Genomic DNA, 12,965 nt, shown 5'->3' with positions numbered 1-12,965 from the left:
GCCCTACAGATGCGTCGGCTCGAACATCCTCAGCAGCGCCGGAAGCACGACCACCGAAGGGCCGGGCTCCGCAAAGGACTTCGCCAGGTCGTCAGCGAGCGTCTCCGGGGTCGTACGGACCGCCGGTACGCCGAACGACTCGGCGAGGGCGACGAAGTCCGGGCGGGACAGTTCCGTCGCCGTGGCCTCGCCGAACGCACCCGTCATGTACTCGCGCAGGATGCCGTAGCCGCCGTCGTCGACGATCAGCCAGGTGACCGGCAGGTCGTACTGACGGGCCGTGGCCAGTTCCGCGACGGAGTACATCGCGCCGCCGTCGCCGGAGACCGCCAGGACCGGCTTCGTACGGTCGGCCGCCGCCGCGCCGAGCGCAGCCGGGAAGCCGTAGCCGAGGCCGCCCGCACCCTGCGCCGAGTGCATCGTGTTCGGGTGGCGGGCGTCGAAGGCGGACCAGGCCCAGTAGGCGAGGATCGTCATGTCCCAGAAGCTGGGGGACGTGTCGGGCAGCGCCTCACGGACCGAGGCGATGAGCTGCTGCTCCAGCGTGAGGTCCTGGCCTGCGATCCGGGTCCGTACCGCGTCGAGGACCGTTCGCACGCGGTCCGCCGCCGACGTGTCCTCGCGGCAGTCGACCGCGTCGAGGAGGTCGGCGAGGGCCTCGCGGGCGTCGGCGTGGATGCCGAGTGCGGGGTGGTTGGACTCCAGCTTCCCGGCGTCCGCCTCGATCTGGATGACCCGGCCGCGCGGGCTGAACGTGTGGTAGTTCGAGGAGAGTTCACCCAGTCCGGAGCCGACGACCAGCAGGACGTCCGCCGCTTCGAGGAAGTCCGTCGTGTGACGGTCCTCCAGCCAGGACTGGAGCGAGAGGGGGTGCTCCCAGGGGAACGCGCCCTTGCCGCCGAACGTGGTGACGACCGGGGCGTCGATCTTCTCCGCGAGGGCGAGCAGCTTGCCGGACGCGTCGGAGCGTACGACTCCGCCGCCCGCGATGATCGCCGGACGCTCGGCGTTCGACAGCAGGTGCGCTGCCACGGCGGTCAGTTCGGGACGCGGGTGCAGGGCGCGCGGAGTGGCGTCCATCGCCGTGACGGCGGGCAGGGTGGTCTCGGCCAGGAGCACGTCCTGCGGGATCTCGATCCAGACCGGGCCGTGCGGGGCCGTCAGCGCGGACTCCCACGCAGCGGCGATCGCGGACGGGATCTGCGACGCCGTACGGACCGTGTGGACCGACTTCACGATGTCGCGGAACGACGCCTTCTGGTCCCGGAGTTCGTGCAGGTAGCCGTGGCGGCCGCCGCCCAGACCCGCGGTCGGGATCTGGCTGGAGATGGCCAGCACGGGGGCGGACGCGGCCGCCGCCTCCTGGAGCGCGGCGAGGGAGGTGAGCGCGCCCGGCCCGGTGGAGAGCAGCAGCGGCGCCACTTCGCCGGTGATCCGACCGTACGCGTCGGCGGCGAAGCCCGCGTTGTTCTCGACGCGCAGCCCGACGTACGAGAGGGAGGAGCGGCGCAGCGCGTCGAACATGCCCAGCGCGTGCTGACCGGGCAGTCCGAAGACGGTGGTCGCGCCGAGACCCTGGAGGGTCTCGACGACGAGGTCACCGCCGTTGCGCCCGGCCGGCGGGTTCAGAGCGGCCGCGATCTGCTCCGGGGTGAGCTGCGGCCGCTCGTCGTGGTGGTCGTGGGTCACTTGCTCTGAGTCCCCTTTGCGGCGGCGATCTGACGGGACATGATCGTCGTCAGCTCGTACGCGGTGTGGGATGCGGCGACGGAGGTGATCTCCGCGTGGTCGTACGCGGGGGCGACCTCGACCAGGTCGGCGGAGACCAGGTTGCAGGAGGACAGGCCGCGGACGATCTCGAGGAGCTCGCGGGAGGTGAGGCCGCCCGCCTCGGGGGTGCCGGTACCGGGCGCGTGCGCCGGGTCCAGGACGTCGATGTCGATGGAGATGTACAGCGGGCGGTCGCCGATGCGCTGGCGCAGCTGGTCGGCGATCTCGTCGACGCCGCGGCGCATGACGTCGGCGGAGGTGACGATGCCGAAGCCCATCTTGGCGTCGTCGTCGAGGTCCTGCTTGCCGTACAGCGGGCCGCGGGTACCGACGTGGGAGAGCGCGGACGTGTCGAGGATGCCCTCCTCCACAGCCCGGCGGAACGGGGTGCCGTGGGTGTACTCGGCGCCGAAGTAGGTGTCCCACGTGTCGAGGTGGGCGTCGAAGTGGAGCAGGGCGACCGGGCCGTGCTTCTTCGCGACGGAGCGCAGCAGCGGAAGAGCGATGGTGTGGTCGCCGCCGAGCGTCATCATGCGGGCGCCGGTGGAGAGGAGGTCGTCGGCCGCGGCCTCGATCGTCTCGACGGCCTCGTTGATGTTGAACGGGTTGGCGGCGATGTCACCGGCGTCGGCGACCTGCGCGAGGGCGAACGGCGAGGCGTCCTGCGCCGGGTTGTACGGGCGCAGCAGGCGCGACGCCTCACGGATCGCGTTGCCGCCGAAGCGGGCGCCGGGGCGGTAGGAGACACCCGTGTCGAAAGGCACGCCGACGACGGCGACATCGGCGGTGCCGACCTCGTCGAGCCGGGGCAGCCGCGCGAACGTCGCGGGACCGGCGTACCGCGGGACGCGGGAGGAGTCGACGGGGCCGCGCGGCGTTTCGTTGCTGCTCATGTGAAGTGCCTTCCTGAGAGGGTGATGCACGCTTTGTGGGCGTTCGTACGATATTCGAATGTGCGGAATGCAATGGCACGCGGGGTGCCTCCCGCAACAGTGCCGCCCCCAATCGCCGGACGGGCTTGAATTGCCTGCCCGGCGATTGAGGACGAGGGGCACTAGACGGCGACCGGGTCCGCGGCCGGCGTCTCGTCGGAGTCGGCACCCCGGCCCGCCAGGCGCTCGCGCCATGCGGCGAGCACCGCCGCGTCCGTCGGCTTCGTGGCCAGGGACACGATCACATACGCCGCGAGCGAGGACAGCAGCCCGTAGTAGACCGGTTCGTTGGCGAGGATTCCGTACGTCGCCATCAGACCGATCACCGCGAGGCCACCGACGGACACCGCGGCCAGCGCACCGGCGGCCGTGCCGCGACGCCACAGCAGACCACCGAGGATCGGTACGAGCAGCCCGCCGACGAGCAGGTTGTACGCGACGGTCAGGGCCTCGACGACGTTGTTGAGGGCGATGGCGATGGCGATGACGGCCACACCCATGATGAGGATGAAGGCCCGGTTGCCCTTCACCTCGTCGTGCTCCTCGCCGCCGCTCCGGGTCACCGCGCCCCGCAGCCTCGACCAGATGTCGTTGTTGGCGACAGTGGCGCAGGCGATCAGCGCACCGGACGACGTCGACATCACCGCGGCGAGTGCGGCGGCCAGCACCAGTCCGCGTACACCCACCGGCAGTTCGTCCTTGACGATGGTCGCGAAGGCCGCGTCCGCGCTGGGCAGCTTCGGGTACATGACCTTGGCGGCGGTACCGATGACGGCTCCGGCGATCGCGTACACCAGGCAGTACGTACCGGCGACGGTGCCGCCCCAGCGTGCGGTGCGGTCGTTGCGCGCGGTGAACACGCGCTGCCAGATGTCCTGGCCGATCAGCATGCCGAAGGTGTAGATCAGCACGTAGGTGAAGATCGTCTCGCCGCCGATGCCCAGCGGGTCGAAGTACTCGGTGGGCAGCTTCGCCTTCATCTCGCTGAAGCCGCCGGCCTTGATGACGGCGATCGGCAGGAGAAGCAGCAGGACGCCGATCGTCTTGACGACGAACTGCACCATGTCCGTGAGCGTGATCGACCACATGCCGCCGAGCGTCGAGTACGCGACGACGATGGTGCCGCCGAGGATGATCGCGACGGTGCGGTTCATGTCGAAGAGGACGTCGAAGATGGTGGCGTACGCGATGGTCGAGGTGACCGCGAGCATCAGCGTGTACGCCCACATGACGACACCGGAGATGAGTCCGGCCCGGCCGCCGTAGCGCAGGTCGAGCATCTCGGAGACGGTGTAGACCTTCAGCCGGGCGATGCGCGCCGAGAAAAAGATGGACAGGGCGAGCAGCCCGAGGCCGATGGTGAAGACCATCCAGGCGCCGGAGAGTCCGTACTGGTAGCCGAGGCCGACGCCGCCGATGGTGGAGGCGCCACCGAGCACGATCGCGGCCATGGTCCCGGAGTACATCCAGGGGCCGAGGCGGCGGCCCGCCACCAGGAATTCGCTCTTGGACTTGGCGCGGCGCATGCCCCACCAGCCCATCGCGAGCATGCCGGCCAGATAGACGATGATCACTGCGTAGTCGACACCCATGGGCTTACCTCCGTCTCCGTGAAATGTTGCGGGTATGTGTTGTGTGAAGACAGTAGGTGGCTCAAAAGCGACGCTGAAGTGTACGTTTCATCCATTCTCGTCGTAGCCGATGGATGGACCATCCATGCCTGACACTCCCACCGGACCCACAGCCACCACCGGGTCCGCTCCCCCCACTCCGCCCGTCCCGCTCGCCGAGCTGCTCGCCCGCGAGGAGCTCCGGCTGCGCCGGATCGCGGGACCCGACCACGCGGACCTGTGGTGGGTGCACACCTCGGAGATGGCCGACCCGTACCCATATCTGCTCGGCGGTGAGCTGCTGCTGAGCGCCGGGGTCCTGCTCAAGGACCCGGCCACCTATGTCGCCCGGCTGGTGGAGGCGGGGGCGGCGGCGCTCGGTTTCGGGGTCACACCGGTGCACGACTCCGTGCCGCAGGCGCTGATCGAGGCGTGCGACCGGCACGGGCTGCCTCTGGTGGAGGTGCCGCCCGAGACCCCGTTCACCGCGATCGCCCGAGCGGTGTGGCGCCTGATGGCCGAGGCCCGGCACCGGGAGCTGCGCCGGGTGACGCGCGCCCAGCAGGCCCTGGCCACGGCGGCGGCCCGGGCGGATCCGGTCCCCGCGGTGCTGCACCAGCTCGCCGCCCAGTTTTCAGGGTGGGCGGTCCTGCTCTCCGCGGCCGGCGAGGAACTGCACGCGGCGGGCCGCCGCCCACCCCCCGAGGTGCGGGCGGCGCTGGCCCGGCTGACCCGCGTGGTCTCCCCCGCCGCGCTTCCCGCCTCCCCCGCCCCCACATCCGCGACCGACACCGTCGGCGACACGCATCTCTTCGCGTACGCGCTCGGCGGCGGGCAGGGGCTCGTCCTTGCGATGTCGACGGGGCGGCGAGAGGCGGGCGACCACACGGTCACCGGGATCGCGGTCGTCCTTCTCTCCCTGCTGGCCGCCCCGCACCAGGGCGCCGACGCCGCGGGCCGGTCCGCGGCACTGGTGCGGCTGCTGCTGGGTGCGGACCCGGTGGCCGTCGCCCCGCTGCTCGGCGGCGCCGAACTCTGGACGGTGGTGCATGCCCGGCGCAGCGGTGGCGGCCCCGTCGACCCGCTCACCGCCGGGGCACTGGGTGCCGCGCTGGGGTCGGCGCTGGTCGACGCGGGCCGGGGCGGCGATGCGGTCAAGGTCCTGGTCCCGGGTGACGCGCGGGTCACCCCGCAGCCCGGCTGGACACTCGGCACCTCCACCCCCGTCTCCATCACCGCGCTGGACCTCGCCGACGGCCAGGCGGCCCGCGCCCTGGGCCGGGCCGTGGCCACCCGCACCCCGCTGGCCCACCACGACAACGGCGCCGGAGGCGGTCTGTCCGCCCTGATCCCTCCGGACCAGGCCGAGGCCCACGCCCGAGCCCTGCTCGCCCCGCTCACCGAACCGCTGATCGAGACCCTGCGCTGCTGGCTCAGCCTGCACGGCAGCTGGGACCGTACGGCGACCGCCCTCCAGATCCACCGCAACACGGTCCGCCAGCGCATCACCCGCTGCGCGACGCTGCTGGACACGGACCTGGACGACATGGACGTGCGCACGGAACTGTGGTTCGCGCTGCGCTCCGCAGCCGGCCGAGCGCGGAGATCCGACTGAATTCTTGTTCGCCCCCCGACCGCCCCGAGCGTGCCGAGCATCACCCTGGACAGCCCTGGTGACCGCCGGGTAACTTTGACCAGAACTGAGCAAGCGCTTAGCCAACCAGCCTGGCCGATGCTCGTCCGAAGCTGATCGAAGCCGACAGAGGAGGCACCCCCGTGCGCCGTACGGTATTCAACGAGGACCACGAGGCGTTCCGGGAGACCATCCGCGCCTTCATCGCGGCCGAGGTCGTCCCCGTCTACGACGAGTGGTTCGCCGCCGGCCAGGCGCCGCGCGAGTTCTACCACAAGCTCGGCGAGCTGGGCGTCTTCGGCATCGAGGTGGACGAGGAGTACGGCGGCGCCGGCATCGACTCGCACAAGTACGAGGCCGTCATCTACGAGGAGACCGCCCGCGCCGGCGTCTCCTTCGGCGGCTCGGGTGTGCACACCCTGCTCGGCCTGCCGTACATCAAGATGCTCGGCACCGACGAGCAGAAGAAGCGCTGGCTGCCGAAGTTCACCACCGGCGAGGAGATGTGGGCTCTCGCGATGACCGAGCCGGGCACCGGCTCCGACGTCGCGGGCATGAAGACCACCGCCAAGCTCTCCGAGGACGGCACGCACTACGTCCTCAACGGCGCCAAGACCTTCATCACCGGCGGGGTGCACGCCGACCGCGTGATCGTGTGCGCCCGTACCTCCGCTCCCCGCGAGGACGACCGCCGCTTCGGCATCTCCCTGTTCGCCGTCGACACCGAGTCCGAGGGCTACTCGGTGGGCCGCAAGCTCGACAAGCTCGGCCTGAAGGTCTCCGACACCGCCGAGCTGGCCTTCGTCGACGTGAAGGTCCCCGCCGAGGACCTGCTCGGCGAGGAGAACAAGGGCTTCGGCTACCTCGGCACCAACCTGGCGTCCGAGCGCTGGGGCATAGCCTTCGGCGCGTACGCGCAGGCCGCCGCCGCCGTCCGGTTCGCCAAGAGCTACGTGCAGGACCGCACGGTCTTCGGCAAGACCGTCGCCTCGTTCCAGAACACCAAGTTCGAGCTGGCCGCCTGCCAGGCCGAGGTGGACGCGGCCCAGGCCGTCGCCGACCGCGCGCTGGAGGCCCTCGACGCCGGCGAGCTGACCGCCGCCGAGGCCGCCTCGGCGAAGCTGTTCTGCACCGAAGTCGCGCACCGCGTGATCGACCGCTGCCTCCAGCTGCACGGTGGCTACGGCTTCATGAACGAGTACCCGATCGCCCGCCTGTACGCGGACAACCGCGTCAACCGCATCTACGGCGGCACCAGCGAGGTCATGAAGTCGATCATCGCCAAGTCCATGGGCCTGTAGAACGGTTACGTTCTTCTCCATGAGCGCAGCACTTGACTCCCTGCTCGATCTGCTCGACCTGGAGCAGATCGAGCGGGACATCTTCCGGGGTACGAGCCGTTCGGCGATCGTGCCCCGGGTCTTCGGCGGCCAGGTCGCGGCCCAGGCACTCGTTGCCGCGGGCCGCACCGTCCCCGGGGACCTTCCCCAAGCTCTCGGCTCCGCTCGAGCAGGGGAGACCCCATTGCCCCACTCGTTGCACTCCTACTTCCTGCGGATGGGCGACCCGGGCGCGCCGATCGTCTACAGCGTCGACCGGATCCGCGACGGCCGCTCCTTCACCACCCGCCGGGTGGTGGCCGTCCAGCACGGGCAGCCGATCTTCCATCTCTCGGCGTCCTTCCAGACGTACGAGGAGGGCCTGGAGCACCAGGCGGACATGCCGCCCGCTCCCGACCCGGAGACCCTGCCCACGGCGGCGCAGCTGCTGCCTCAGTACGCCGGCTTGTTCACCGACCCGGGTGTCATGGACCGGCTGCTGGAGGCGCGGGACGCGGTGGACCTGCGCTATGTCGGCGCCCCGCCGTTCGCCAGCGTCGGCACACCGCAGGAGCCCCGCTCCCAGGTGTGGTTCCGCACCAACGGCAAGCTCGCGGACGACCCGCTGCTGCACGTCTGCATGGCCACGTACGTCTCCGACATGACGCTGCTCGACTCGGTGCTGCTCGCGCACGGGCGCGGCGGCTGGATGGTCGGCGACGTGGTGGGCGCGAGCCTGGACCACGCGATGTGGTTCCACCGGCCGTTCCGGGCCGACGAATGGCTGCTGTACGACCAGGCCTCGCCGTCCGCGTCCGGCGGGCGCGGGCTCGGCCAGGCCCGTATCTACACACAGGACGGCCGGCTGGCGATCACCGTCATCCAGGAGGGCGTGGTCCGGGTCCCGCGGGACTGAGACCGACCGGCGCTTGGGGGGGGCGGGACAAGGAGCGGGGCTGGGTACGCGCGTGGGAGCTCACCGAGTGCCGGACGGCTGTGACGCTCCGTCCGCCTCTGGAATGCCCGCGGGGCAAAGCACCCCGCGGCTGTCGGCCCAGCTCGGCCCCGCGCCGACCGTGCGCATCAGAGCAGCCCGGCCGCGTCCAGAAGATAGTCCGTCATCGGGTCGTAGAACCGTGGGTCGAGCACGTGATCGTCCAGCGGCACCACCACCTGCAGGGTGCCCTCCGCCTCGCCCAGGAAGAGCGCGGGGTCATTGCAGTCCGCGTACCCGATCGCATCGAGCCCCCGCTGCCCGGCGCACCCCGCCCACCCGTGGTCGGCGACGACCAGATCCGGCAGCGGCCGCCCCTCGCGCTCCAGACCGTCCAGGATCGCCGCCATCGGCGCCGGTGAGTGCGTGTGCCACAGCGTCGCCCCGCGCTCCAGCACCGCCACGTCCGCGAACTGGAAGACCATGCCCTCGTCCGCCATCAGCCCGGACGGAATCCGTACGATCTCGCACCCCGCCCCGCGCAGCGCGTCCGCGGTCTGCCGGTGCACGTCCAGCAACCCACCCGGATGCCCGGTCGCGAACAACACCCGCTCCGCCCCGGCCGCCGCCTTGCGCAGCCGGGCCGCCATCCGCTCCAGCGCGTCTACGGTCAGCTCCGGGTCGATGGTGTCCTGCCCGTGTCGGTGCTCCGGATCATCACTGACCCCACAGCGCTCGGCCATCACGGCGAGCACGTCCTGCTCATCGGCCCACCGGTTGCCGAGCTCCAGCCCCAGCCAGTAGTGCGTGTCACCGTTGGCGAGCCTGCGGTAGTGGGTGAGGTTGTTGTCTCGGGGAGTGGCGACATCTCCGGCGATACGCGTGCGGACGAGGTGTTCGACGAGGGCGGCGCGGCTGGGTATCGGCATGAACCCATTGTGCCGTCAGGTGTGCGCAGTGTGCCCGGTGTCTTGCACGGCGGACAGGGCGGGGAGGGACGCGCTCCTACACCGCACCGGAGTGCAGTTTGCTGGTCCGGTGACGTGCGTGGGGGTCCGCGCTTGTGCGGGGTTGTTGCCGTCAGCTGGTTCAGCCCAGGTACGGCTTCTCACGGGGTTCCAGGAAGTGCTGGAGCCTGAGCCGTTGGGTGTGGTGCATCGGCAACTGCTCGATCTCTTCCGGCGGCACGAACCGAAGCTCCGTGGACTCGTCGGAGATTGCCAACTGGCCACCGGTGATGCGGGCGGTGAAGCAGACGTTGAACTGGCGGCGGACCTCGCCGTCGGTGTAGGCGACGATGTGATTCGGGTCGGTGTAGGTGCCGACCAGGCCGGTGATCTCGACGTCGAGGCCGGTCTCTTCCTTGACTTCGCGGACGGCTGTGCCGGGCAGGGATTCGGCAAGGTCCATGCCGCCGCCGGGCAGCGCCCACAGGTCGTTGTCGCGGCGGCGCTGGAGGAGGATGCGCCCGTGGTCGTCGGTGACGACGGCGGAGGCGGCGACGACCATGCTGTTCGGCTTCAGTGCGCCGGGGTCGTCGTAGTACTCGGTGCGGGCCACGGTCAGCCTTCCTGTTGCACGGGGGTTGCGGTCGCCCATACGGCGTCGAAGCTCTACGCCTCGTGTGGCACGACCTCACGCGCCTTACAGCCCTCCACCTCCGCAGTGGTCGGCGCACAGGCAGGGAGCTTCACCAGCATCAGGCGCTGCGCGAAATCACCACCGTAGGCGTACTGAAAGCCCGAGCAGTCGATCCCGAGCTGCACCTGACCCGGATCACTGATGATCCTCAACGAATGGCTGTGACGGGTGCGTCTGACAGCTGTCGCCTACAGCTCGTACAGGGGCAGGAAGTGAATGACCGGTTCCTCGTACGGATGGGCGTCGCGGACAGCCTGCCGGACGGAACGGGCCTGCTCCGCATCACAGACCGACTCGATCCGGCACTCTTCGCTGTGCTGCACGACACCCACTGCACCGTCGTATGGCTGCGAGCCGGGCAGGGCTTGCCAACTGCCGGTCACCTTCCAGATGCTGGAGCACTGCGCATACTCGCCAACCCGTCCTGCACCGGCTGTACGGAGAGCCTCGATCACGGTCTCCGCGTGACTCTCGGGGACGGATATCTCAATCTTCAGCCGCGTCATGGCTGGACCCTAACAACCTACGCGACCAGCACTTTCACAACAGGCCCTGGCCCAGCGGGGACAGCATCGGAGCCTGTCCGTGGTCGACTGGCTGGTCTGCGGCACAGCCGCGCACCACTGCTTGGTCGTTCTGCATGACGACAACGACTTCCGTGCCGCAGCGCGCGTTCTTACCGATGTGACGGAACAGAGCGTGTTCGCCCCGCCCTCGTCGTAAATCGGGCCGCGCCTTCGCTCCCCGATTTCGCACCACAGCCCGGCGACGCCCTATACGTCTGCTGCTTCACGCCCGGTCGCCGCCGCAGCGAACGCCCCCCGCGCCAGCCGGTGCAGCAGCGCCGCCGTCGCCGTGCGCCCCGGAAGGGCGCCGGGGCGGCCCAGGTGCGGGGTCGAGTTGAGCAGGCCGAAGACCGCGTGGACGGTGGCGCGGGCCTCGCTCTCCGGGAGGAGCGGGTAGAGGGTGCGGACCACCTCGACCCACAGCTCCACGTACTGGCGCTGGAGCTGGCGTACGCGCTTGCGGTCGGTGTCCCGGAGGCGGTCCAGCTCGCGGTCGTGCAGGGTGATCAGGGGGCGGTCGTCCAGGGCGAAGTCGATGTGGCCCTCGATGAGCGCGTCCAGGAGGGCTTCCGGGGAGCCGTCACCGGAGCTCGCGTCCTCCGTGACGCGGAGCCTTCCGCCGGCCAGGAGGCGCTCGCTGATGCCGACCAGCAGCTCGGCGAGCATCGCGTCCTTGCCGGGGAAGTGGCGGTAGAGGCCGGGACCGCTGATCCCGACGGCTGCGCCTATCTCGTCGACGCCCACACCGTGGAAACCGCGCTCGGCGAAGAGGCGGGCAGCCTCCTTGAGGATCTGCTCGCGGCGCGTGGGGGCGTCCGTCCTGGTGGTCATGGATTCGATTCTAGACAGTGGCGTTAGCGAGCGTTAACCTGAAGGAAAAGTGTTAACGCTCATTAACCGGATCGGCCGGGCCGGCCGACCGGGCAAGGGGGCTCGACGGATGCAGCAGGCACCGGTGCTGGCGAGTGCGGCGGATCCCGCGTCTCAGGGCTGGCTGGCCAACGAGGAGGCGCACCGCGCGCTCGGCGACGAGCTGCGGGCGCGCCTGGCCGCGGCCAGGCTGGGCGGGGGTGAGAAGGCCCGCGCCCGCCATGTGGCGCGCGGGAAGCTGCTGCCCCGGGAGCGGGTGGACACCCTGCTCGACCCCGGGTCGCCCTTCCTGGAGCTGGCACCGCTCGCGGCCGAGGGGCTGTACGGGGGCGCCGCTCCGGCGGCCGGGGTGATCGCCGGGATCGGGCGGGTCAGCGGCCGGGAGTGCGTGATCGTCGCCAATGACGCCACGGTCAAGGGCGGCACGTATTACCCCATGACGGTGAAGAAGCACCTGCGGGCACAGGAGGTGGCGCTGGAGAACCGGCTGCCGTGTCTGTACCTCGTGGACTCCGGTGGCGCGTTTCTGCCGATGCAGGACGAGGTGTTTCCCGACCGGGAGCACTTCGGGCGGATCTTCTACAACCAGGCGCGGATGTCGGGGGCCGGGATTCCGCAGGTCGCGGCCGTGCTGGGGTCCTGTACGGCCGGTGGGGCGTACGTCCCCGCGATGAGCGACGAGGCCGTGATCGTGCGGAACCAGGGGACGATCTTCCTCGGCGGTCCGCCGCTGGTGAAGGCCGCGACCGGTGAGGTCGTCACGGCGGAGGAGCTGGGCGGCGGCGAGGTCCACTCCCGCACGTCGGGCGTCACCGACCATCTCGCGGAGGACGACGCGCACGCGCTGCGGATCGTCCGGAACATCGTGGCCACGCTGCCCGCGCGCGGGGCTCTGCCCTGGTCCGTGGAGGCCGTGGAGGAGCCGAAGGTCGATCCTGCCGGGCTGTACGGGGCCGTGCCGGTCGATTCGCGGACGCCGTACGACGTACGGGAGGTCATCGCGCGGGTCGTCGACGGGTCGCGGTTCGCCGAGTTCAAGGCGGAGTACGGGACGACGCTGGTCACCGGATTCGCCCGGATCCACGGGCACCCGGTCGGCATCGTCGCCAACAACGGCATCCTGTTCTCCGAGTCCGCCCAGAAGGGTGCGCACTTCATCGAGCTCTGCGACCAGCGCGGCATCCCGCTGGTCTTCCTGCAGAACATCTCCGGGTTCATGGTCGGGCGCGACTACGAGGCCGGCGGCATCGCCAAGCACGGCGCCAAGATGGTCACGGCCGTCGCCTGCACCCGGGTCCCGAAGCTGACCGTCGTGGTCGGCGGGTCGTACGGGGCGGGGAACTACTCCATGTGCGGGCGGGCCTACTCGCCGCGCTTCCTGTGGATGTGGCCCAACGCCAAGATCTCCGTCATGGGCGGCGAGCAGGCCGCGTCCGTCCTCGCGACGGTCAAGCGCGACCAGCTGGGCGACGACTGGAGCGCCGAGGACGAGGAAGCCTTCAAGGCGCCGATCCGCGAGCAGTACGAGACGCAGGGCAACGCGTACTACGCCACCGCCCGGCTCTGGGACGACGGGGTCATCGACCCGCTGGAGACCCGGCAGGTGCTGGGGCTCGCTCTGACCGCGTGTGCCAACGCCCCGCTGGGTGACCCCGGCTTCGGCGTCTTCCGGATGTGAGGGAACAGATGA

11 protein-coding genes are annotated in these 12,965 nt (G+C 70.4%); 4 read left to right on the top strand and 7 right to left on the bottom strand.

Features of this window, described 5'->3' with window-relative positions; translation table 11 throughout:
* Positions 1-3: 3 nt before the first annotated feature.
* From ACNPQM_RS08565 to ACNPQM_RS08555, 3 genes are all read right to left on the bottom strand, one after another.
* Complete coding sequence (locus ACNPQM_RS08565) at positions 4-1,689, bottom strand: thiamine pyrophosphate-binding protein (protein ID WP_418083515.1); 1,686 nt, start codon at positions 1,687-1,689, stop codon at positions 4-6.
* Positions 1,686-2,663, bottom strand: coding sequence for an agmatinase (gene speB, locus ACNPQM_RS08560; protein ID WP_358860705.1), 978 nt, complete (start codon positions 2,661-2,663; stop codon positions 1,686-1,688). The genes ACNPQM_RS08565 and speB overlap by 4 nt, the downstream gene beginning before the upstream one ends.
* Positions 2,664-2,824: 161 nt before the next feature.
* The gene (locus ACNPQM_RS08555) at positions 2,825-4,294 is read right to left on the bottom strand and encodes a sodium:solute symporter (protein ID WP_418083514.1); all 1,470 of its coding nucleotides are present in this window, start codon (positions 4,292-4,294) and stop codon (positions 2,825-2,827) included.
* Between the two features lie 124 nt (positions 4,295-4,418).
* On the opposite strand from ACNPQM_RS08555, the gene ACNPQM_RS08550 reads away from it, so the two are divergent.
* The 3 genes from ACNPQM_RS08550 (at position 4,419) to ACNPQM_RS08540 (ending at position 8,180) form a co-directional block, all read left to right on the top strand.
* The gene (locus ACNPQM_RS08550) at positions 4,419-5,927 is read left to right on the top strand and encodes a PucR family transcriptional regulator ligand-binding domain-containing protein (protein WP_418083513.1); all 1,509 of its coding nucleotides are present in this window, start codon (positions 4,419-4,421) and stop codon (positions 5,925-5,927) included.
* A gap of 161 nt (positions 5,928-6,088) precedes the next feature.
* On the top strand, positions 6,089-7,246 hold the full coding sequence (locus ACNPQM_RS08545) for an acyl-CoA dehydrogenase family protein (protein ID WP_418083512.1): 1,158 nt from the start codon (positions 6,089-6,091) through the stop codon (positions 7,244-7,246).
* A gap of 19 nt (positions 7,247-7,265) precedes the next feature.
* Entirely contained in the window at positions 7,266-8,180 is a 915-nt protein-coding gene (locus tag ACNPQM_RS08540) for an acyl-CoA thioesterase (protein ID WP_418083511.1), read from the top strand.
* 167 nt (positions 8,181-8,347) lie between these two features.
* Here ACNPQM_RS08540 and ACNPQM_RS08535 read toward each other — a convergent pair whose 3' ends face one another.
* The 4 genes from ACNPQM_RS08535 to ACNPQM_RS08520 all read right to left on the bottom strand — a co-directional run bounded on the left by ACNPQM_RS08535 (position 8,348) and on the right by ACNPQM_RS08520 (position 11,236).
* Positions 8,348-9,127 (bottom strand): phosphatase, encoded by a 780-nt coding sequence (locus ACNPQM_RS08535; protein ID WP_418083510.1) that lies wholly within the window; start codon positions 9,125-9,127, stop codon positions 8,348-8,350.
* Positions 9,128-9,287: 160 nt separating this feature from the next.
* A complete protein-coding gene (locus ACNPQM_RS08530; protein WP_418083509.1) occupies positions 9,288-9,758 on the bottom strand; it encodes an NUDIX domain-containing protein in 471 nt (156 codons plus the stop codon).
* Positions 9,759-10,027: 269 nt separating this feature from the next.
* Positions 10,028-10,345, bottom strand: a complete 318-nt coding sequence (locus tag ACNPQM_RS08525; protein WP_418083508.1) for a hypothetical protein — start codon at positions 10,343-10,345, stop codon at positions 10,028-10,030.
* A 267-nt stretch (positions 10,346-10,612) separates the two neighbouring features.
* Positions 10,613-11,236, bottom strand: a complete 624-nt coding sequence (locus ACNPQM_RS08520; protein ID WP_418083507.1) for a TetR/AcrR family transcriptional regulator — start codon at positions 11,234-11,236, stop codon at positions 10,613-10,615.
* A gap of 109 nt (positions 11,237-11,345) precedes the next feature.
* On the opposite strand from ACNPQM_RS08520, the gene ACNPQM_RS08515 reads away from it, so the two are divergent.
* Complete coding sequence (locus ACNPQM_RS08515; RefSeq protein ID WP_418083506.1) at positions 11,346-12,953, top strand: carboxyl transferase domain-containing protein; 1,608 nt, start codon at positions 11,346-11,348, stop codon at positions 12,951-12,953.
* The last annotated feature ends 12 nt before the right edge of the window (positions 12,954-12,965 follow it).

The organism is Streptomyces sp. NPDC056231 (assembly GCF_048270745.1).
GTDB lineage: Bacteria > Actinomycetota > Actinomycetes > Streptomycetales > Streptomycetaceae > Streptomyces.
This window is presented reverse-complemented; position numbering and strand designations above follow the sequence as displayed.

What these genes read in the sequence shown, in the direction of transcription:
- ACNPQM_RS08520 (WP_418083507.1), bottom strand. Translation starts at nt 11,236, where the DNA reads ATGACCACCAGGACGGACGCCCCCACGCGCCGCGAGCAGATCCTCAAG.
- ACNPQM_RS08550 (WP_418083513.1), top strand. Translation starts at nt 4,419, where the DNA reads ATGCCTGACACTCCCACCGGACCCACAGCCACCACCGGGTCCGCTCCC.
- ACNPQM_RS08525 (WP_418083508.1), bottom strand. Translation starts at nt 10,345, where the DNA reads ATGACGCGGCTGAAGATTGAGATATCCGTCCCCGAGAGTCACGCGGAG.
- ACNPQM_RS08540 (WP_418083511.1), top strand. Translation starts at nt 7,266, where the DNA reads ATGAGCGCAGCACTTGACTCCCTGCTCGATCTGCTCGACCTGGAGCAG.
- speB (WP_358860705.1), bottom strand. Translation starts at nt 2,663, where the DNA reads ATGAGCAGCAACGAAACGCCGCGCGGCCCCGTCGACTCCTCCCGCGTC.
- ACNPQM_RS08535 (WP_418083510.1), bottom strand. Translation starts at nt 9,127, where the DNA reads ATGCCGATACCCAGCCGCGCCGCCCTCGTCGAACACCTCGTCCGCACG.
- ACNPQM_RS08555 (WP_418083514.1), bottom strand. Translation starts at nt 4,294, where the DNA reads ATGGGTGTCGACTACGCAGTGATCATCGTCTATCTGGCCGGCATGCTC.
- ACNPQM_RS08515 (WP_418083506.1), top strand. Translation starts at nt 11,346, where the DNA reads ATGCAGCAGGCACCGGTGCTGGCGAGTGCGGCGGATCCCGCGTCTCAG.